This is a genomic window from Streptomyces beijiangensis, assembly GCF_017315755.1.
Lineage (GTDB): Bacteria > Actinomycetota > Actinomycetes > Streptomycetales > Streptomycetaceae > Streptomyces > Streptomyces beijiangensis.
In genome coordinates, this window is the sequence record NZ_JAFLRJ010000279.1 from 1 (window position 1) to 20,989 (window position 20,989).

Here is a 20,989-nt window from a genome sequence, read left to right on the forward strand (position 1 = left end):
CGGGCCTTCAACGAAGGCGCCCTCATGGACATGCCCGAAGCGGTCGCCTACGCCCTCAACGCCCCGCTGACCCCACCGCCGCCCGCCCCCATCGCCTACCGCAGGCCGCTGAGCGCCACCGAAGTCGCGGTGGCCCAGCAGGTCGCCATCGGTCTCTCCGACGAGGCGATCGCCGTACGGCTGCGGCTCGACGCACGGGCCGTCGGCGACCGCGTCCGCGACATCCTCGCCACCCTCGGCCTCGCCGACCGCGAAGAGCTCGCCGGGTGGGCCGCCTGGCGCTGGCCCACCTCCACCAGCTCGTAGGGGTTGTCCGGAGGGATCACACCGGACCCGGCAACCTTTCGCGCCCCGGCGGCGACAGCCGCACGGACATGCCTTCCACCGCGCAGGAGGATTCACCGTGCAGCACCCGCACGCGCATTCACCCAGATCCCGCCGACGCCATCTGCTCAGCACCGTCCTGGCCGGCGTCCTCGCCGGCGCCGGACTGATCGCCCTGCCAGGCACCTCGTCCGCGGCGACCGCCCGTCAGGTCGAGGCGCTGGACCGGGGCGTCGTCAGCGTGCACACCGACGCGGGGAACCTGGTCAGCTGGCGCTGGCTGGGCACCGACTCCGACACGGTGGCCTTCAACGTCTACCGGGCCGGTACGAAGCTCAACTCCGCCCCGGTCACCGGCTCCACGAACTACTTCCACTCCGGAGGGTCGGCCCAGGCCGACTACACGGTGCGCGCCGTCGTCAACGGCGTGGAGCAGGGCGACTCGGTCCACGCCGTCCAGTTCCGTACCGGCTACAAGGACGTCCCGATCTCCGCGCCGGCCGGCGGCACCACCCCGGACGGGGTGGCGTACACCTACGAGGCGAACGACGCGAGCGTCGGCGATCTCGACGGGGACGGCGCACTCGACTTCGTACTGAAGTGGACGCCGACCAACGCCAAGGACAACTCCCAGTCCGGCTACACCGGCAACACGATCGTCGACGGCATCAAGCTCGACGGCACCCGTCTCTGGCGCGTCGACCTCGGCAGGAACATCCGCTCCGGGGCGCACTACACCCAGTTCCAGGTGTACGACTACGACGGCGACGGCAAGGCCGAGGTGGCCATGAAGACCGCCGACGCGACGGTCGACGGCGCGGGCAAGGTCATCGGCACCGCGTCCGCCGACTACCGCAACTCCAGCGGCTACGTCCTGTCAGGGCCGGAGTTCCTGACCATGTTCAACGGGCAGTCGGGCGCGGCCATGGGCACGGTCGACTACGTCCCTGCGCGCGGCACGGTCTCCTCCTGGGGCGACTCGTACGGCAACCGCGTGGACCGCTTCCTGGCCGGTACGGCCTATCTCGACGGCGCCCGCCCCTCGCTGATCATGGCGCGCGGCTACTACACCCGTACCGTCGTCGCCGCCTGGGACTGGCGCGGCGGGGCCTTCACCCGCCGCTGGACCTTCGACACCAGCTCATCGACCAACAGCGGCAAGGGGTACGACAGTCAGGGCAATCACAGCCTGTCCGTCGCCGATGTGGACCAGGACGGCAAGGACGAGATCGTCTACGGCTCAATGGCGATCGACGACAACGGATCGGGCCTGTGGACCACGAAGAACGGCCACGGCGACGCCCTGCACGTAGGCGATCTGGATCCCTCACGCCCCGGTCTTGAGGAGTTCAAGGTCGACGAGGACTCCTCGAAGCCGTCGTCGTGGTTCGCCGACGCGAAGACCGGCCAGGTGCTCTGGTCGACCGCCGCCAACGGTGACAACGGGCGGGGCGTCTCGGACGACATCTGGTCCGGAAGCCCCGGCGCGGAATCCTGGTCGTCGGCGGAGCCGGACATCCGCAACACCGCGGGCACGGTCGTCGGCCGCAAGCCCTCCAGCACCAACTTCCTGTCCTGGTGGGACGGGGACACCACCCGCGAGCTCCTCGACGCCACCCACATCGACAAGTACGGCACCAGCGCCGACACCCGGCTGCTGACCGGCGCGGGCGTGCACTCCAACAACACCACCAAGGCCACGCCTTCGCTGTCGGGCGATATCCTCGGGGACTGGCGCGAGGAGGTGGTGTGGCCGACCACCGACAACTCCGCGCTGCGGATCTACTCGACTCCGTACGAGACGAGCACCAGGATCACCACGCTCCTCCACGACACCATGTACCGCACGGCCCTGGCCTGGCAGAACACCGCCTACAACCAGCCGCCGCACCCGAGTTTCTTCATCGGCAGCGGGATGGCGCCCGCACCGCGGCCGGTGGTGACCACCCCCTGACGCGACCGACCCGACAGGAGCCCGCTTGTTCCCCGAAGGATGTGCACGCGTCAGCGACGCGGTGGTGCGCCGCGAACCGCTCTCCGGCGGTACGTACAACACGGTCACCCGGGTCACTCTCCAGGACGGCAGCGAGTGGGTGGTCAAGGTTCCACCGCCCGCCGGAACGCCCCGACTGCGCTATGAGCACGGACTGTTGTACGGCGAGGCGGTCTACTTCGGCGCGGCCGCCGCAGTCTCGGCGCCGGTCCCCGAAGTGGTCCAGGCAGAATTCGGCGGAGCGGAGCCCTTTCTGGCGATGAGCGCCCTGCCCGGTGTCCCGTGGCACCAGGCAGGACCCCTCACCGACCAGGAACGAGGGTCTCTCCGAAGGGAGTTGGGCCGTCTCGTGGGGCGGGCGCACACGGTCGCCGGCCCGGGCTTCGGCTACCCGGGCGAGCCCTGGGGGCCGTTGGTGCCCACCTGGCGGGAGGCGTTCACCGCGATGACCGACGCGGTGCTCGACGACGCCGAGCGGTACGGCGCCCGGCTCCCGCTTCCGGTGGACCACATCAGGAAGGTGCTGGCCGGGTCCGCCGACGTACTCGACGAGGTGAGCCGCCCCGCCCTGGTCCACTTCGACCTCTGGGAGGGAAACATCCTGGTCGACGGCGCCCCGGGGGCCCGCGGGATCGGCGGCATCATCGACGGCGAGCGGATGTTCTGGGGCGACCCGGTCGCGGACTTCGTCTCGCTCGCCCTCTTCGGGGACATCGAGGACGACAAGGACTTCCTGGCGGGGTACGGGGAGACGGGCGGGCCCCTCGCCTTCGACGCGTCCGTGCGCCGCCGGCTCGCCCTCTACCGCGGCTACCTCCACCTGATCATGCTGGTGGAGGTGGTCCCGCGCGTCTACCCGCCCGAGCAGGTCGAATGGGCCGCGCGCGAGGTCGCCCCGCGCCTCACGGAGGCTCTCGGCGCCCTCAGCGGCTGAGCGCCCTCAGCGGCCGAGTCCGAGCAGCCGCTCCGCCTCCGCGGCCACCACGGGCAGCGCCCTCGCCGGGTCGTCGGATCTGGCGAGCATCATGCCCGCCTCGCAGAGCGCACCGAAGGCCAGCTGGCACCGTGCGGTCAAGTCGCCATCGCCGTCCGGTTCATGAAGGACCGTCATACCGGCGCGCAGCACGCGCAGCGTATGGGCGTACTCGATCGCACGGACGGTCTCCCAGCCCAGCACGGAAGGACCGTCGAGCAGCACGATCCGGCGGAAGTCCGGGTCCAGGCAGCGCTCCAGAAACGTCAGACAGCCCGCGCGCAGCGCCGCCCGGGGGTCGGGTTCGGCTGCCGCTGCCGCCTCCAGGGCTGCCGCCATCCGCTCCTGCTGGACGACGAAGACTGCGCGGAAGAGACCTGCCTTCCCCGGGAAGTGGTGGTACGCCGCCCCCTTGGTCATGCCCGCCTCCGCGGCGACGGCGTCGATGGACGTGGCCGCGTAACCGTCCCGCCCGAACAACTCCCTCGCAGCGTCCAGCAGTTGGGCAGTGGTCGCGCCCGACCGCTCCGCCTGGGTCCTGCGCATCACGCCACCGCACTCTTCCCTTGACAGTCATACCGGCGGTACGTAACTTACCAAGCCAGGTTACATACCTTTGGTATGGAAGTGAGCGGACATGAACAGCACCGCACCTCTCTTCGCCGTCTACGGAGCCACCGGGCACACCGGACGCCTGGTCGCCGCCGAACTCCTCTCCCGGGGTCAGGCCGTCCTGCTGGCCGGGCGCAACGCGGACGCCCTGCACGCCCTGGCCGGGGAACTCGGCTCGCCCGGTCTCGTACGCACCCAGACCGCACCCCTCGACGACCCGGCCGCCCTGCGCCGCCTCGCCGAGGCCGCGGACGTACTGATCCACTGCGCCGGGCCCTTCACCACCACCGGGATGCCGGTCGCCACCGCCGCGGCCGAGGCCGGCACGCACTACATCGACCACGCGATCGAGCCGCACCCCGTCAAGAACCTCTTCGAGACCCTCCAGGCGACAGCCGGACGCACCGGCGCGGTGATGATCCCGCAGATGAGCTTCTACGGCGGGCTCGGCGACCTGCTCGCCGCCGCGGTGGCCGAGGGGATGCCCGACGCCGACCGGGTGACCGTCGGCTACTCGGTGACCGGCTGGCGCATGACCAAGGGGGCAAGGAACACCGCCGAGCTCCTGATCGGCGAGATCGACCGGGTCAGCTTCACCGACGGTGCCCTCCGGGTGGGCCCGGTCGAGATCCGCAACGCAGTGTTCCCCTTCCCGCCTCCGGTAGGACCACGGAGCGTCATCGCCCCCTTCCCTTCCGGTGAGATCGTCACGATCCCCCGGCACATCCCGGCCCGCACGGTCGAGGCGCAGCTCACATCGAGCACCTTCGAGGAGGAGCAGATCTTCAGCAGTGAGGACGCCACCCCCGAGGAGCGGGCGAGGACCGACTTCATGGTGGCCGTACAGGTCGTCGGCGCCTCGGGCGGCGGCCGCAACGGCCATGTACGCGGGCATGACATCTGGCGGGTCGGCGCGCTGGCCTCGGTGGTGGCCGCGACCCTGCTGACCAGTGGGGAAGGACCGTCGAAAACCGGCGTCCTGAGCGCCGCGGAAGCATTCCCCGCAGCTGATTTCCTGCGCAGGCTGGAGGCACTGGAAGCGTTCACCCTGCACCTGCCCGGCTGAGATACAGGGAGATCCAGAGAGATCCAGGGAGGTGCGCGGCTGCCGCCCGGTCGCACTAATTGCCTTGATCCTGGAAAGTTTGGATAACGCAGGCAACCTCGATCGCCTCACAACCATTCTTCATGTATGCGAGTCACACGTCTGGAATCGCTGCTCGCATGACAGACACGGAGTGAGAAGAGACATGGTCTACCTATCGGTCGTCGTACCGTGCTTCAACGAGGGCGAGGTCATAGACGCGTTCCACGCCGCGTTGATCTCGGCACTCGAACCGACCAGGGAGTCCTTCGAGATCTGCTACGTCGACGACGGGAGCAGCGACAACACCCTCGACCTGCTGCGGGCCCTCGCCGAGACGGACCCGCGAGTGCGCTACACCTCCTTCAGCCGCAATTTCGGCAAGGAGCCCGGCATGCTCGCGGGCCTGCGGATGTCAAAGGGCGACTCTGTCGTGATCATGGACGCCGACCTCCAGCACCCGCCGGAGCTCATCCCCCGCATGCTGGAGCTGAACGGCCACGGTTACGATCAGGTCATCGCCCAGCGCGACCGGACCGGCGAAGGCGCGGTGCGCAGCGCTTTCAGCAAGACGTACTACCGCCTGGTGCGCCGCGCCATGGAAGTCGAGGTCATCGACGGGGCCGGCGACTTCCGGCTCCTTTCGCGCCGCGCGGTGGACTCGATTCTCTCGCTCCCGGAGTCCAACCGTTTCTCCAAGGGGCTCTTCTCCTGGATCGGTTTCGACACCGTCAGTTTCACGTACCAGAACGTCGAGCGGGCGGCGGGCGAATCGAAGTGGGGCGGCAAGCGGCTGCTCAATTACGGCATCGACGGACTGATCTCCTTCAACAGCCGTCCGCTGCGCCTGGCGATCCACACCGGCCTCTGGCTTTTTGTGTCCGCCCTGGTCTACGCCCTGTGGATCGTCGTCAACAGCGCCATGAACGGCGTCGACACCCCGGGTTACGCGACCCTGCTCAGCGCGATCGTGGCGCTCGCCGGCGTCCAGCTCGCCACGCTCGGGGTCGTCGGCGAGTACGTCGGCCGTATTTACCACGAGTCGAAGCGCCGCCCGCACTACGTGGTCCGCGAGACGGACGAGAGCACGGAGAACTTCGCCGCCCCCGTCCGGCTCACCGCCGCGGCCACCGCCCAGGGACGGCCGCAGTCTTGAAGGCACGTACCCGCACGCTCGGCCAGTTCGTCACGTTCGCCGCGATCGGACTGGCCAACACCGCTGTCTACTACGCGGTCTACGCCCCGCTGAACCGCTGGATCCCGTACCTCGCCGCTCATGTGATCGGCTGGATCGTCAGCATCATCGGCTCGTTCCTGCTCAACTCGTACATCACCATCCGCACCAGGCCGACGTGGCGGGGCTTCCTCCGCTATCCCCTGTCGGGGATCGTCAACGTCGTCGGCAGTGGCATCCTGCTCTACCTCGCTGTGAGCCGGCTGGGAATGAACAAGGACATCGCAGCGCTGCTCGCCGGTGTCCTCATCACGCCCGCCTCGTTCCTGCTGGCCCGCTGGGCCATCACCTCGGGGGTGACGGCCCAGCCGGAGACCGAGGGTCCCGGTGCCCAGGGGGATCCCGGGGTCAGGGAATCCGCGTCCCGTGTGTGAGCTTGTCCAGGTGGTACCACTGGGCGGCGCACTGCACCGGCCACCCGCTCTTCATCCCGAACGGCTCCAGCATGTGGCCCACTCGGGTCGGCGTGTACGGGGCCGTCTTCTTGCCCTCCGCCGCCTGCTCCCTCAGATACGCGTCCTGACGGTCGAACTTCTCCGCCCTCACATGCATCTGGTGACCGAGGTGGGTCATCGGAGCCACCAGTGACAGGCAGACGCCCGCGTACACCGCCGCGGCGGCCAGCGTCGCCGCTCCCGTCACGCTCCTGCTGTTCGTACGCAGCCGCAGCGCGCGGCCCAGCATCACGCCGACGCCGACGAACAGCAGGATGTACAGCAGCAGCCAGTCGTTCCAGACGCGGTCCGTGGACGTCGCCCTTGAGCCGAACACGGGCAGCGTGATCACCGTGCAGAGGTAGCCGGAGACCAGGCAGACCAGCGCGCCGAGCCCGGCCAGGACCAGGGGCCTGACCGGCTTCAGCGCGGTACTCCGGCGCCCGGCGCTCCGCACCACCAGACCGAGGATCACGCCGGCCGCGACCGCACCCAGGTACTGCCAGGTGGGCATGGTCTTCACCAGGATGTGCGCGTACGCCTTGAACGCGACCGTCAGGTTGTGCGGCGAGAGCATGTCGGTGGTCGACTGGGCGCCGTAGCGCTGGCGTCGGTGCACCGAGCCGGGCGAGGTCATCAGGATGACCATGCCGACGGCGATGCCGAGCATGTAGCAGCCGGCCCAGGTCCGGATGTAGCCGCGTACCCGCTCAGTGAAGAACAGATGCGCGAAGAGAATGATCGTCCCGCCGACGACCAGGACGATCATCGAGGTCTCCTCGGAGAGCGTCCCGATGAACACCCCGCCGACCACCGTGAGGACCAGGGCCGCGATCCGGCCCGCCCGGCCGTGGGCGAGCAGCAGCGGGTTCGCGACCGCGGCGGCCAGGATCGGCGCCATCGTGTGCGACACGGAGGCGGCGGGCCAGTAGAACGTCTTGTAGATGTTCACGCAGGCGAAGAAGAAGACCACCGAGACCGTCAGGGCGATCAGCAGGGGGATGCCCAGCGGCACCCGCTGACCGAGCCTGCGCAGGACCAGGACGGTCAGGATCCACAGTGCCGCCAGCATGATCACGGCGCTGACCGGGCCGAACCACTGGTGGCCCGCGACGCCGAACTTCGCGTACGCCCCGACCATCAGGGCGTTGGCGACCCGTCCGTTGTCGACGTTGTAGAAACGGTCGACAAGACCGGAGACGCCCTGGTCGCGCACGCGCGGAAGGAAGCACCATTCGTCGGCGCTGGGGCGTACGTACTGCCCGTACCAGCAGGCGATCGCGAGGAGCCCGAGGGGCAGCAGGGACAGCAGGGCCGTCCAGGACGTCGTACGACGCTCGCGGTCACCTCCGCGATCACGCCACCCTCGCTTTCCGGGTTCCTCGCCCGGATCTCGCGGGGTGGTGACGCTTGATGCGTCGACGGCCATTCTCACCACTGCCTCTCGGGATTAACCTCTGGTCCACCGGGGTAGACGCTAATCTCCGCAAGGTCGTTCCACGCGTTGTCAGGGCAGTACGGGCGGGTTCGCCGACCTGATCAGCTCAAGCGCCTGGGCCGGGAACCAGTCCCCCGCCGCCGGGTCGACCGTTCCGCGCTCGGGATCCTCGGGTCCCTGGGTGCCGCGCAGGCACAGGCCGTCCGATTCGCCCGGGGTCTTGATCCACAGCTTGGCGTCCTGGAGAGGGTCGCCGGTGCGCAGCGTGGGCCGGGCGCCGAGGCCGCGTCCCGGCGGGTTGCACCAGTCCTGGGCGTCGGTGTACTTGCCCGCGGGAGGGGTCCAGGGGCCCTGGCCGTTGCGGCTCGTGTCGGTGACGAAGTGCGCCATCCGGGCCGGGTCGGCGTGCACATGGGTGTCCAGCCAGGTCTGGGCGTCGGCGCGCGGCCAGTACTGGTTGGGGCAGTCGACGGGGTTCCCGCCACCTTCCGCGTACGACAGGCAGGACGAAATCAGCTTCCCGTACCAGGAGTTGGCGTCGTCGGTCTGGTAGTTGGAGGCGTTGGTGTAGAAGCCGGCCGCCCGGGATACACCGCCCGCGATCAGCCGGGGCACGATGTCGCCGACGCTGTGCCAGCCCGGGTGCCCGGTGTCGAGATAGACCTTGGTCCCGTGCAGGGGTTCGAGGGTGTCGACGGCGTAGTTGACCTCGGTGTAGCGGGCGGCGGTCTTCGTGCCCTGCGCGTCGTCCTGGCCGCAGTCGGAGGGCAGGAGAGCGAGCGCGTCGGGTTCGAGGACGACGATGGCGTCGTGCGTGCCGATGCCGCGCGCGACCGCGTCGATCCAGGCCTTGTACTCGGTGGTGTCGGCGGCGCCCCCTGCGGAGTAGTTGGAGCAGTCGCGTCCGGGGATGTCGTAGAGGGCGAAGACGGGCACCTCGCGGCCCGCGTCCCTGACCACGGCGCGGGCCTGCCGCTCGACCTCGGCCGGGGTCTGGTCGCCGTACCAGACGGCCTGCGGGGTGTTGACCGTGGCGATGAGTCCTGCGGCATCCCGGTACTGACCGGCACGGACGAGATCGAGAGCCTGGCGGTACGCGGCCGGGTTGGCGGCCGGGGTGTAGAGGCGCGGGCTGTGGGCGGCGGACGAAGAGGCGCCGTCGGCTGCGGCGGGGTGCGACGGCATCACCACGGCGGCGAGTGCGGCGCAGGCGAGCAGGGCGGGTCTCAGACGCTTCACGGGTTCACTCCAGAGGGTCACGGGTAGGTGCGGGAGCGCTCCCACACGAGACTCAATGAGCGACATGCGCGCGTCAAGAGTCCGGACCCCGCGGAGTCGGCCGCTCGGCTCGGCCCTGGCGTCAGGCGACGGAACCTATCCGGCCGGCCACCGCGCGTGAGCCGTCGTGGTGGATGGGGGTGTGGGCGCCGGTGAGGGAGGTCCCGGTGCCGCCGCGCCGGTTGGCGACGATCTCCGCGCCGATGGACAGGGCGGTCTCCTCGGGCGTACGCGCCCCGAGGTCGAGGCCGATCGGCGAGCGCAGCCGCGCCAGCTCCATGTCGGTGACGCCGACCTCGCGCAGGCGCGCGTTGCGGTCGAGGTGGGTGCGTCGCGAACCCATCGCGCCGACGTAGGCGACGGGAAGTTTCAGAGCGAGTTCGAGGAGGGGTACGTCGAACTTCGCGTCATGGGTGAGGACGCAGAGGACGGTGCGGCTGTCGACCTCGGCCGTCTCCAGATAGCGGTGCGGCCAGTCGACGACGATCTCGTCGGCATCCGGGAAGCGGGCGGCGGTGGCGAAGACCGGGCGGGCGTCGCAGACCGTGACGCGGTAGCCGAGGAACTTGCCCACCCTGACCAGGGCGGAGGCGAAGTCGATGGCCCCGAAGACGATCATGCGGGGCGGCGGCACGCTCGACTCGACGAGGAGCGTGAGCGGCTGCCCGCAGCGCGAGCCGCTCCGCTGCGCTCCGCCTTCGCTGCCATCTTCGTCCTCGGAGGCGAAGCCTTCCCCGATGGTGACCGTTCCGGTGCGGCCCGCGTCCAGCAGGGCGCGGGCCTCGGCCGCCGCCGTGCGGTCGAGTGCGGGGTGGCCGCCGAGGGTCCCCAGGTGGGGTCCTTCGTCGGTACGTACCAGAATCGCGCGGCCCATCAGCTCGGCCGGCCCTTCCGTGATGCGGGCCACGGCCGCCGCCGACCCCCGTGCGGCGGCGGCCAGCGCTGCCCTGTACACCTCGCGCGCGGGTGAGTCCGCGCGGACCGGGGTGACCAGGATGTCGATGATTCCGCCGCAGGTCAGGCCCACGGCGAAGGCGTCGTCGTCGGAGTAGCCGAAGCGCTCCATGACGGTTTCGCCGTCTTCCAGGGCCTGCTTGCAGAGTTCGTAGACCGCCCCCTCCACGCATCCTCCGGAGACCGACCCGATCGCCGTGCCTTCGGAGTCCACGGCGAGCGCGGCTCCGGGCTGGCGAGGTGCGCTGCCGCCGACGGCCACCACGGTGGCGACGGCGAACACGCGTCCCTGCTCGACCCACCGGTTGAGCTCTTCGGCGATGTCCAGCATGTGAGGTCTCCTTCAGGATGCGGGGAGGGGGGCGGGCGCTACTTGACGCCCAGCCAGCTCTCGATGGGGTGGAGTGCGAAGTAGGCCAGGAACACCGCGGCGAGCACCCACATCAGCCAGCCGATCTCGCGGGCCTTGCCCTGAGCGGCCTTGATGAGGACGTGGGAGATGACGCCGGCCGCGATGCCCACGGTGATGGAGTAGGCGAACGGCATCAGAACGGTGGTCAGGAACACCGGGATGGAGGTGGCCTGGTCGTTCCAGTCGATGTGCTTGGCGTTGGTCAGCATCATCGAGCCGATGACGACGAGGGCGGCTGCCGCGACCTGGGTCGGGATCAGCTGGGCCAGCGGGGTGAAGACCAGGCAGAGGGCGAAGGCGAGACCGGTGACGACGCTGGCGAGACCGGTGCGGGCACCGTCGCCGACGCCCGCGGTGGACTCGACGAAGACCGTCTGGCCCGATGCGCCCGAGAGGCCGCCCACGATGCCGCCGGCACCGTCGATGGTCAGGGCCTTGTTGAGGCCCGGCATCTTCCCGTCCTTGTCGACGAGGTTGGCCTGCTGGCCGACGCCGATGATCGTGCCGATCGCGTCGAAGAAGCCGGCGAGCACCAGGGTGAAGACGATCACGCCGACGGTGATGCCGCCGACGTCACCGATTCCGCTGAAGGAGACCTTGCCGAAGAGGCCGAAGTCCGGCGCGCTGACGATGGAGCCCTTGAGCGCGGGGGCGTTGAGGCCCCAGTCCTTCTGGGTGAGTCCGGCCGCCTGGTGGACCACCGCTGCGACGATCGTGCCGCCGACGATGCCGATGAGGATCGCGCCGGGGACCTTGCGGACCTGCAGCACGAAGATCAGCAGAACGGTGACACCGAAGCACAGCACCGGCCAGCCGGTGAGCATGTCGCTCGTGCCCAGCTGGATCGGCTTGGCGCCGGAGAGGCCTCCGGGGCCCTTCATTCCGGTGACGAAGCCGGCCTGGACCAGGCCGATGAGGCAGACGAAGAGGCCGATACCCATGGTGATGGCGTGCTTCAGCGCCAGCGGGATGGCGTTCATGATGAGTTCGCGGAGGCCGGTGACCACCAGCAGACAGATGATGGCACCGTAGATGATGCACATCGCCATCGCGTTGCCCCAGGTCATCTCCGGGGCGACCTGGTAGGCCATGACCGCGGAGACACCGAGGCCCGCGGCGAGGGCCAGCGGCACATTGCCGACGAAGCCCATCACGAGGGTGGTGACCGCTGCGGCGAGTGCGGTGGCCGTGGTGATCTGGCCGCCGTCGAGATGGTGGCCTGTCGCATCGGCGCCCGACAGGATCACCGGGTTCAGAAGGACGATGTAGGCCATCGCCATGAAGGTGGTGATGCCGCCGCGCACCTCCCGGCCGACGGTCGAACCTCTCTTGGTTATGTGGAAGTACCGGTCGAGCCAGGACCTTCCGGCGGGCTGGCGCGTTCCCGCGCCGGCGTCCTCCGCCGTGGTCTTCGGCTCAGTGGACTGCTGGGTCATGATGCCTAACTCCCAAGGTTCACAGGGGCATCCGCATGCGTTCTACGGAATTTGGGATGTGCTGTTGGCTGCACGACCCGGGGGACGGCCCGAGACGAACGGGGTGGTGCGGTGAATCGGTGCTGCTGTGGTGCAAGGCCGCGAGCGGTGCGGCACTTGGGGCTCCGGGCGGCGCGGGGGTGAAGTGTGACGTTCCCGCCCCGTGCCGCCCGGAGAGCTTGGTGACTCAGGTCCCGGTGAGGTGCTCGGGGCGTACCGGAGTCTTGTTGAGCTCCAGACCCGTCGCGTTCCGGATCGCCGCGAGGACGGCCGGGGTGGACGAGAGGGTCGGGGCCTCGCCGATACCGCGCACGCCGTACGGCGCGTTCGGGTCGGCCAGTTCGAGGTAGTCGACCGGGATGGTCGGCGTGTCGAGGATGGTGGGGAGCAGGTAGTCCGTGAAGGAGGGGTTGCGCACCTTCGCGGTCTTCGGGTCGACGATGATCTCTTCCATCACCGCGACGCCCAGCCCCTGGACGGTGCCGCCCTGGATCTGGCCGATCACGGAGAGCGGGTTGAGCGCCTTGCCGACGTCCTGGGCGACCGCGAGCTCGACGACCTTGACGAGGCCGAGCTCGGTGTCCACCTCGACGACCGCGCGGTGCGCGGCGAAGGCGTACTGCACATGGCCGTTGCCCTGTCCCGTGACGAGGTCGAAGGCCTGGGTGGGGCGGTGCCTCCACTCCTCCTCGATCTCCACGGCCTCGTCCTCGAGGACGTCCACGAGGTCGGCGAGGACTTCGCCGCCGTCGGTGACGACCTTGCCGCCCTCCAGGAGGAGTTCGGCGTTCGCCCATGCCGGGTGGTACGAACCGAACTTGCGCCGGCCGATCTCCAGGACCTTCTCGCGGACGAGTCCGCAGGAGTTCTTGATGGCGCCGCCGGTCATGTACGTCTGACGGCCCGCGGAGGTCGAACCGGCCGATCCCACCTGGGTGTCGGCGGGGTGGATGGTGACCTGCTGGACGCCGAGTTCCGTACGGGCGATCTGCGCGTGGATGGTGACACCGCCCTGGCCGACCTCCGCCATGGCGGTGTGGACCAGCGCGACTGCCTCGCCGTTGATGACCTCGAGGCGGATCTTGGCGGTCGAGTAGTCGTCGAAGCCCTCGGAGAAGCCGACGTTCTTGATGCCGACCGCATAGCCGACACCCCTCACGACGCCTTCGCCGTGCGTGGTGTTGGAGAGACCACCGGGCAGCGCACGGACGTCGGAGCCCTCGGTGGTGGTCCACTGCTGCTCGGGCGGCAGCGGGCGGGCCTTGACCAGGCGCAGCAGTTCGGCGACCGGCGCGGGCGCGTCGACCGGCTGCCCGGTCGGCATGATCGTGCCCTGCGACATCGCGTTCTTCTGCCGCAACTCCACCGGGTCCATGTCCAGCTTGGCGGCGAGCTTGTCCATCTGCGCCTCGTACGCGAAGCACGCCTGGACCGCGCCGAAACCGCGCATGGCGCCGCAGGGCGGGTTGTTGCTGTAGAGGCCGATCGCCTCGATCTCGACGTCGTCGATGACGTACGGGCCGACCGAGAGGGAGGCCGCGTTGCCGACGACCGAGGCTGTGGACGAGGCGTAGGCGCCGCCGTCGAGCACGATCTTGCACTTCATGTGCGTGATCTTGCCGTCCTTGGTGGCACCGTGCTCGTAGTAGAGCTTCGCGGGGTGGCGGTGGACATGGCCGAAGAAGGACTCGTAGCGGTTGTAGACCATCTTCACCGGCTTGCCCGTGCGGAGCGCGAGCACGGAGGCGAGGATCTGCATCGAGATGTCCTCGCGGCCGCCGAACGCACCGCCGACGCCGGACATCGTCATCCGCACCTTCTCCTCGGGCAGGCCGAGGCAGGGGGCGATCTGTTTGAGGTCCGAGTGCAGCCACTGGGTGGCCACATACAGGTCGATGCCGCCGTCCTCGGCCGGCACCGCAAGGCCGGACTCGGGGCCGAGGAATGCCTGGTCCTGCATGCCGAAGGTGTACTCGCCCTTGACGATGACATCGGCCTTCTTGGCGGCCTCGGCGGCGTTGCCGCGGATGATCGGCTGGCGGTGCACGATGTTCGGGTGCGGGACGTGACCGGAGTGGTGGTCGTCGCGGTTCTCGTGGACCAGGATCGCGTCCGGGGCGGTCGCCGAGGCCTCATCGGTGATGAGCGGCAGCTCGCGGTACTCGATCTTGATCTTCGCGGCGGCGCGGCGCGCGGTCTCCGGGTGGTCGGCGGCCACGAGAGCGACCGGTTCACCGTGGTGACGGACCTTGCCGTAGGCGAGAACCGGGGTGTCCTGGAACTCCATGCCGTAGTTCTTCACGGCCGGCAGGTCGTCGGACGTCAGGACGGCGTAGACGCCATCCATCGCAAGGGCCTCGGAGGTGTCGATCGACACGATCTCGGCGTGCGCGACGGTCGAGCGCAGGGTCTGGCCCCACAGCATGTCCTCGTGCCACATGTCCGAGGAGTAGGCGAACTCACCGGTGACCTTGAGGGTGCCGTCCGGGCGCAGCATGGACTCGCCGATGCCGCCCTTGCTGTGCTTCTGGGTGACGTTGGTGGGCGTACCCGTGGTGGTTCCAGCCATGATCAGACCGTCTCTTCCTGACGGGCGGCCGCCAGGCGGACCGCGTCCAGGATCGTCTCGTAACCGGTGCAGCGGCAGAGGTTGCCGGAGAGTGCCTCACGGATGTCGGCGTCCGACGGCGAGGCGTTGCGCTCGAGCAGTTCGTCGGCCGCGACCAGGAGACCGGGGGTGCAGAAACCGCACTGCACGGCGCCGGCGTCGATGAACGCCTGCTGGATCGGGGAGAGTTGACCACCCTCACCGGTCTGACCGTCGGTGCCCTTGGCCTGCCACTGGCGGGCCTCCTGCAGGCTGGTGCCGCCGCAGACGGAGCCGCAGCCGCCGCCCGGGTGAGAGTCGTCGCGGTGCTTGGCGTAGTCCGCCAGGCCCTCGACGGTGACGATCTCGCTGCCTTCGGCCTGACCGGCCGCGACCAGGCAGGAGCAGACCGGGAGGCCGTTGAGGCGGACCGTACAAGACCCGCATTCGCCCTGCTCGCAGGCGTTCTTGGAGCCGGGGAGGCCCATGCGCTCACGCAAGACGTAGAGGAGGGACTCGCCCTCCCAGACGTCGTCGGCTTCCTGCTGACGGCCGTTGACCGTGAAGTTCACACGCATTACGCCACTCCCTCAATGCTGCTGCGGCCCTCGCCGCGGTAGGACTCCCAGGTCCAGCCGAGCGTGCGGCGGGCCATGATGCCGACGGCGTGGCGTCGGTAGCTCGCGGTGCCTCGTACGTCGTCGATCGGGTTGGCCGAACCGGAGGCGAGCTCCGCGAACTGCTTGGCGATCGACGGGGTGATGATCTTCCGGCTCTCCCAGAAGCCGCCCTCTTCGAGCGCGGCGTTCAGGAACTCCTCGGCTGCCTTCGCCCGGATGGGGGTCGGGGCGGCGGAGCCGATTCCGGTGCGGACCGTGCGGGTCTCGGGGTGCAGCGCGATACCGAAGGCGCAGACCGCGATCACCATGGCGTTGCGGGTGCCGACCTTGGAGTACTGCTGCGGACCGTCCGCCTTCTTGATGTGGACGCGCTTGATCAGCTCGTCCGCGGCGAGCGCGTTGCGCTTCACGCCGGTGTAGAAGGCGTCGATGGGGATGAGGCGCGATCCGCGTACGGACTCGACCTCGACCTCGCAGTCGGCGGCCAGCAGCGCGGGGTGGGCGTCGCCTGCGGGCGACGCGGTCCCGAGGTTGCCGCCGACACCGCCGCGGTTGCGGATCTGCGGGGAGGCCACCGTGTGCGAGGCGAGCGCGAGGCCCGGCAGCTCGGTGCGGAGGTTCTCCATGATCGCGCTGTACGGGACGGAGGCGCCGAGCAGCACGTTCTCCTCGCCGACCTCCCATTCACTGAGCTCGCCGATGCGGTTCAGGTCCAGGAGGTACTCCGGCCGACGGTGGTCGAAGTTGATCTCGACCATCACATCGGTGCCGCCCGCAATGGGTACGGCCGTGGGGTGCTCGGCCTTGGCGGCGAGCGCCTCCTCCCAGCTGGCGGGGCGAAGGAAGTCCATGAGTGGCTCTCTTCTTCTCAATCGGGGTTGTTCGCTGGGGCCCGGGACGGCCGGCCCTCGACTGGACGTTCATGTGCTGTTCACGCTTGGTGGCCCAAGTACACAAGCCGTGCTCCGTTGGGTGCAGTCACTGAAACCATGAAGGAGTTGGCTGGTGACCATGCTCGTCTTGTATGTTCGAACGAAAGGCGAGGTTCAGAAACCTCTCTGATTTCCACGTGCAACATCGAGCCACCCCCCAACGGACACCGATACAGAACGGCGGCGACGAGATGCGGCTGCGCGCACTGCTGGACACCGATGCGCTGGGCCTGCGGCTGCTCGGCGGCGAGGACGAGCTGGACCGGAGCGTCCGCGGGGTGATGACCACCGACCTACGCGACCCGAGCCGGTATCTCTCGGGCGGCGAACTGGTCCTCACCGGCCTCGCCTGGCGGCACTCCGCCGAGGACTCGGAGCCGTTCGTACGCATCCTGGCCTCGGCCGGGGTCGCCGGGCTCGCGGCCGGCGAGGCCGAGCAGGGCGACATCCCCGCTGACCTGGTCGAAGCGTGCGTACGCAACCGCCTGCCGCTCTTCGCGGTCAGCGAGGACGTCGCCTTCGCCACCATCACCGAGTACGTGGTGCGCCAGGTCTCCGGCGAGCGCGCGGGGGATCTGGCCGCGGTCGTCGACCGGCACCGCAGGCTGATGACCTCGGGGCCCGCGGGCGGTGGCCCCGATGTGGTCCTCGACCTGCTGACGACGGACCTCGACCTGCACGCCTGGGTGCTCTCCCCCACCGGCCGACAGATCGCCGGGGCCGGCGCGGAGCTGGATCCGGCCACTTCCGCGCTCCTCGCGGGCGAACACCTGGCCGCGACCCGCACCGGGCGCCGTGGGCCGCACCGGGTGACGCTCAAGGGGACGACGTACTCCCTCTTCCCGATCCGCAACAACGGGCGCGGCACGGCGGTGGCCGCGGCACGCGATGTGCGCGAGACGGTGCTCTCCGACTGGCTCCTGGCCGTCGAGGCGGACGCGGGCGACTGGCCGGCGGCACGTCTGGACCTGCTGCAGGGGGTGACGCAGCTGATCGCGGTCGAGCGGGACCGGCGCGATGCGGCACGCACCGTACGGCGCAGGCTCGCCCAGGAGGTGCTCGAGCTGGTCCAGACGGGCGCGGCGCCCGCCGAGATCGCGGCCAGGCTGCGGGTGGCCGCTCCGGTGCTGCTGCCGGGGCTCGGCTCGGCCCCGCACTGGCAGGTCGTGGTGGCGAAGGTGGAGTGGTCCCAGGACGGCGGCAACGGCAGCGCGGACCTCGACGCGGGGCCCGTCGCGCAGTCGCTCCTCGAAGAGATCCTGGTCGAGTCCGACCGTATCGCCGTGGCGCACGCCGGTGACGAGGCGATCGCCCTCGTACCGCTGCCTTCGGTGCCCTCCAGTGGCGAGGACGGGGTCGAGAGCCCCGCTCCGGGGCTGCACGCGGACGCGCTGCTGACGGCCGTACGCGACCCGCTGTCGGCCGGTCTGGCCGACGACGGGCGCCTCACGCTGGGCGTGTCGGCCTCCGTGCACTCGGCGGAGGGGCTGCGCGGCGCCCTGGAGGAGGCCAGGCACGCACGGCGTGTCGCGGCCGCCAGGCCGGGTCGGGTGTGCGCGGCGGGCCACCATGAGCTGGCGTCCCATGTGCTGCTGCTGCCCTTCGTCCCGGACGACGTACGGCGCGCCTTCACCGCGCGGCTGCTCGACCCGCTGCGGGACTACGACCGGCGGCACCGGGCGGAGCTGATTCCGACGCTCGAAGCGTTCCTGGACTGCGACGGCTCGTGGACGCGGTGTGCCGCCCGGTTGCATCTGCACGTCAACACCTTGCGCTACCGGGTGGGCAGGATCGAGCAACTGACGGGGCGCGACCTGTCACGTCTGGAGGACAAGCTGGACTTCTTCCTGGCACTGAGGATGAGCTGAGCGGGCCTCCGTCCGGCCGTCGCCCGGCCCCTGCCCAGGCCCCCAGTTTGTGAATTGATTCACCCAACCCCTTGGCCGGGCGCGCCAATCCGTGCTGAGATGCGCGCATACCCAACAGCTCAATGGCGTGCTCGGGGAGGGCAATGTGGCGTTTACCGCCATGTCTGGTCACGGAACGACACCTGCTGATGCGCCTCCGCTCCAGACCGCGGTATGGCGGCTGCGCTCGCGCGGCTGCTGGACGGACGCGGCAGCCCTGCTGGAGCCGCACGCGGCGACCGACGCCGAGGCCGCGCTCCACCGGGCCGCGCTGCTCGGCGAGCGGTGTCTCTACACCGAGCAGGGCTGGAGCGAGGCGGAGGACGCGCTGCGGATCGCCGAAGCGCTGGCAAGCGACGACGACTCGCGTGGGGCCGCGGCCAGCGAGCGGGGCCAACTCGCCTATGCGTCCACCTTGTTGGGCGTACAGGACCGGGCGGACGAGGCCCGCGCCGCACTGGGCAGGGCCGCAGCCCTCATCGCCCCCGGCGCCCCGGGACGCCCCCTCCTGGACTTCCGCCGGGGTCTGATCTCCCAGAACCTGGCCGACTCCCCGCAGTCCGCACGGGCCGCCTACCGCCGCGCCCACGCGGGCGCCACGGCCCACGTGCAACCCCTGCTGCTCTCGTTCACCTGGCGCCACCTCGCTTCGCTCTCCCTGGCGGAGGGCGAGCTGGCCGAGGCACGCCACGGCTTCACGGAGTCGCTGCGGATCCGGGAGGAACTGGGCTACCTGGTGGGCACCGCCCCGGCGCTCGTCTCCCTCGCGGAGACCGAGCAGGAACCGGAGGCGACGAGGCTGCGCACGGAGGCGGGCCGGCTCTTCCGCCTCCTGGACGGCGTCCCCACCTGGCTGGCCGCACAGCTGGGGTCAGCCGACTGAGCCGGTGAAGTGTTCCCGTACGAGTGACTGGACGACGGCGAGGTCCTGAGCCATCAGGGCCTCCAGGAGCGCGGTGTGCTCCGCCGCGTCCGCGAGGAGGTCGGCGCGGCGCGGCGCGGGCGCGCTGACCAGGGGCCACTGGGAGCGGCGGTGCAGATCGTCGGCGACGGCGACGATCTGCTGGTTCCCCGCCAGGGCGAGGACCGCGCGGTGGAAGGCGCGGTCGCACTCGGCGTACGCGGCACGGTCGCCCACCGCCGCGGCGGCCACGGTCGCCTCGGCGAGCGGGCGCAGCTCGGCCCAGCGGGCCACGGGCACGGTACGGGCGAGCCTGAGCATCACGGGGACCTCGATCAGCGCACGGACCTCGGCCAGCTCGGCCAGCTCGCGCGCGCTGCGCTCGGCGACGCGGAATCCGCGGTTGGGGACGACCTCCACGGCGCCCTCGACCGCAAGCTGCTGCATCGCTTCCCGTACGGGAGTGGCCGAGACCCCGAAGCGCTCGCCGAGCACCGGCGCCGAGTACACCTCGCCGGGGACCATGTCACCGTCGACCAGGGCGGCGCGCAGGGCGTCGAGGATCTGCCCGCGGACGGAGTGGCGCTGCACGATCCGCGGGGCGGGGGGCTCGCTGTGGGTGTGTTCTCCGCGCGCCCGGTCCTGTTGCCCCTGGGCCGCCTGCCGGGGCACCCGGATGGACGCAGACGGCTGCACGGCTGCGGCCTCACGCGCTCTGCCCTGCTCCACCGGGTTCTCCTGTCTGACATTCCGCCCCCAGAGCACGATAGGCGGACACGGCCGGAGTTGAAACATCGAATGTGTTGGGTAAGGTAAGGCTTACCTGCAAAACGATCCCGATTCGGTGGTCCCCCGCATGACCGTCCCCACGCTTGTAGACGGCCCTACGACGGCCTCGTACGCACGCCTCGCCGAGGTCTTCCCCGGGCTCGCCATCAGGGAACTGACAGGCTCGGAGCGACCCCCGTCGGACGGCGGCTGGGTGGCCGCGGCCGATCTCGCCGCGGGCGGACCCGCCCTCGACGCCTTCCTGGCCTGGGACAACGCCCAGGTACTGCGGGACTACGGCCAGCAGGCGCGGCCCGACGTCGTCGCCAGTTTCGGCTTCCACCGCTACGCCTGGCCCGCCTGCCTGCTGATCACCGTCCCCTGGTTCCTGCACCGCAGGGTGCCCCGCGTCCCCGTGGAGTCCGTGGCGTTCCACCGGGCACTGGGGCGGATGACCGTACGGACCGAGGAATTCGCCTGTCTGCCCGACGATCCGGCCGCCTCGATGCCGGGCGCCCGCGTCGTACCGGACGAGGACGCGCTGCGGGCCGAGGTCAGGGCTGCCGTCGCCGAGCACCTCGGGGCCGTGCTGGAGGGCTTCGGGCCCCGGATGCGGCGCGGGAAGCGCGCCCTGTGGGGCATGGCGACGGACGAGATCGTCGAGGGCCTCTGGTACATCGCGCATCTGCTCGGCGAGGAGGGGCGCGGCGTCGCGGAGCTGGAGCGGCTGTTGCCGGGCGCCACCGCCCCTTACGTCGGCACCGCGGCCTTCCGTGAGCTGACGGGGCCGCGCGGCGAGGCGCTGCCGACCAGGGACCGGGCGAGCTGCTGCCTCTTCTACACCCTGCGGCCGGAGGACACCTGCGTCACCTGCCCGCGCACGTGCGATGCCGATCGAGTGGCCAGGCTCGCTCCCGACGCCCCTCTTTCGACTGACTGAAAATCGAACCCAACCCTGGTCACACGTACGGCAGTTCGACCGAATCGCACCTATCAGGACCCCTTGGCGTCCTCTTGTCCCGAAACTCATCGTCGGCCCGCACAACTGGGCCAACATGGCGGC

General features: G+C 70.1%; 18 protein-coding genes. 9 read left to right on the forward strand and 9 right to left on the reverse strand.

Annotated features, from left to right (window positions below; all coding sequences use genetic code 11):
• The 3 genes from J0695_RS26870 to J0695_RS26880 all read left to right on the forward strand — a co-directional run.
• Positions 1–306: helix-turn-helix domain-containing protein (locus tag J0695_RS26870; RefSeq protein WP_242553237.1), on the forward strand; the 306-nt coding region annotated here is incomplete at its 5' end.
• A gap of 97 nt (positions 307–403) precedes the next feature.
• The gene (locus tag J0695_RS26875; protein ID WP_206966157.1) at positions 404–2,278 is read left to right on the forward strand and encodes a rhamnogalacturonan lyase; all 1,875 of its coding nucleotides are present in this window, start codon (positions 404–406) and stop codon (positions 2,276–2,278) included.
• Between the two features lie 25 nt (positions 2,279–2,303).
• Positions 2,304–3,251 carry a phosphotransferase family protein gene (locus J0695_RS26880; protein ID WP_206966159.1) on the forward strand — a complete coding sequence of 316 codons (948 nt, stop codon included), beginning with the start codon at positions 2,304–2,306 and terminating at the stop codon, positions 3,249–3,251.
• 6 nt (positions 3,252–3,257) lie between these two features.
• Here J0695_RS26880 and J0695_RS26885 read toward each other — a convergent pair whose 3' ends face one another.
• Entirely contained in the window at positions 3,258–3,836 is a 579-nt protein-coding gene (locus J0695_RS26885) for a TetR/AcrR family transcriptional regulator (protein ID WP_206966161.1), read from the reverse strand.
• A gap of 91 nt (positions 3,837–3,927) precedes the next feature.
• Between J0695_RS26885 and J0695_RS26890 the strand changes: the two genes are divergently transcribed.
• From J0695_RS26890 to J0695_RS26900, 3 genes are all read left to right on the forward strand, one after another.
• Positions 3,928–4,968: a saccharopine dehydrogenase NADP-binding domain-containing protein gene (locus tag J0695_RS26890; protein ID WP_206966163.1), complete on the forward strand. Its 1,041-nt coding sequence runs from the start codon at positions 3,928–3,930 to the stop codon at positions 4,966–4,968.
• Positions 4,969–5,152: 184 nt separating this feature from the next.
• Positions 5,153–6,142, forward strand: a complete 990-nt coding sequence (locus tag J0695_RS26895) for a glycosyltransferase family 2 protein (RefSeq protein WP_206966165.1) — start codon at positions 5,153–5,155, stop codon at positions 6,140–6,142.
• Entirely contained in the window at positions 6,139–6,594 is a 456-nt protein-coding gene (locus J0695_RS26900; RefSeq protein ID WP_206966167.1) for a GtrA family protein, read from the forward strand. The genes J0695_RS26895 and J0695_RS26900 overlap by 4 nt, the downstream gene beginning before the upstream one ends.
• Here J0695_RS26900 and J0695_RS26905 read toward each other — a convergent pair.
• The 7 genes from J0695_RS26905 to J0695_RS26935 all read right to left on the reverse strand — a co-directional run bounded on the left by J0695_RS26905 (position 6,569) and on the right by J0695_RS26935 (position 16,269).
• On the reverse strand, positions 6,569–8,083 hold the full coding sequence (locus J0695_RS26905; RefSeq protein ID WP_206966169.1) for a DUF6056 family protein: 1,515 nt from the start codon (positions 8,081–8,083) through the stop codon (positions 6,569–6,571). The two genes, J0695_RS26900 and J0695_RS26905, sit on opposite strands and share 26 nt — an antisense overlap.
• A gap of 78 nt (positions 8,084–8,161) precedes the next feature.
• A complete protein-coding gene (locus J0695_RS26910; RefSeq protein WP_307798771.1) occupies positions 8,162–9,331 on the reverse strand; it encodes a glycoside hydrolase family 6 protein in 1,170 nt (389 codons plus the stop codon).
• Positions 9,332–9,452: 121 nt separating this feature from the next.
• Positions 9,453–10,655, reverse strand: coding sequence for an XdhC family protein (locus J0695_RS26915; RefSeq protein ID WP_206966171.1), 1,203 nt, complete (start codon positions 10,653–10,655; stop codon positions 9,453–9,455).
• 38 nt (positions 10,656–10,693) lie between these two features.
• The gene (locus J0695_RS26920) at positions 10,694–12,172 is read right to left on the reverse strand and encodes an NCS2 family permease (protein WP_206966173.1); all 1,479 of its coding nucleotides are present in this window, start codon (positions 12,170–12,172) and stop codon (positions 10,694–10,696) included.
• Positions 12,173–12,398: 226 nt separating this feature from the next.
• Positions 12,399–14,780, reverse strand: a complete 2,382-nt coding sequence (locus J0695_RS26925) for a xanthine dehydrogenase family protein molybdopterin-binding subunit (RefSeq protein WP_206966175.1) — start codon at positions 14,778–14,780, stop codon at positions 12,399–12,401.
• 2 nt (positions 14,781–14,782) lie between these two features.
• Positions 14,783–15,376, reverse strand: coding sequence for a (2Fe-2S)-binding protein (locus J0695_RS26930; RefSeq protein WP_206966177.1), 594 nt, complete (start codon positions 15,374–15,376; stop codon positions 14,783–14,785).
• Entirely contained in the window at positions 15,376–16,269 is an 894-nt protein-coding gene (locus J0695_RS26935) for an FAD binding domain-containing protein (protein ID WP_206966178.1), read from the reverse strand. The genes J0695_RS26930 and J0695_RS26935 overlap by 1 nt, the downstream gene beginning before the upstream one ends.
• Positions 16,270–16,541: 272 nt before the next feature.
• On the opposite strand from J0695_RS26935, the gene J0695_RS26940 reads away from it, so the two are divergent.
• Both J0695_RS26940 and J0695_RS26945 read left to right on the forward strand, forming a co-directional pair.
• Positions 16,542–18,218, forward strand: a complete 1,677-nt coding sequence (locus J0695_RS26940; protein WP_206966196.1) for a PucR family transcriptional regulator — start codon at positions 16,542–16,544, stop codon at positions 18,216–18,218.
• 160 nt (positions 18,219–18,378) lie between these two features.
• A complete protein-coding gene (locus J0695_RS26945) occupies positions 18,379–19,140 on the forward strand; it encodes a hypothetical protein (RefSeq protein WP_206966180.1) in 762 nt (253 codons plus the stop codon).
• Here J0695_RS26945 and J0695_RS26950 read toward each other — a convergent pair.
• On the reverse strand, positions 19,129–19,887 hold the full coding sequence (locus J0695_RS26950; RefSeq protein ID WP_307798772.1) for a GntR family transcriptional regulator: 759 nt from the start codon (positions 19,885–19,887) through the stop codon (positions 19,129–19,131). The two genes, J0695_RS26945 and J0695_RS26950, sit on opposite strands and share 12 nt — an antisense overlap.
• Before the next feature lie 127 nt (positions 19,888–20,014).
• Between J0695_RS26950 and J0695_RS26955 the strand changes: the two genes are divergently transcribed.
• Positions 20,015–20,866: a (2Fe-2S)-binding protein gene (locus tag J0695_RS26955; protein WP_206966184.1), complete on the forward strand. Its 852-nt coding sequence runs from the start codon at positions 20,015–20,017 to the stop codon at positions 20,864–20,866.
• Positions 20,867–20,989: the final 123 nt, after the last annotated feature.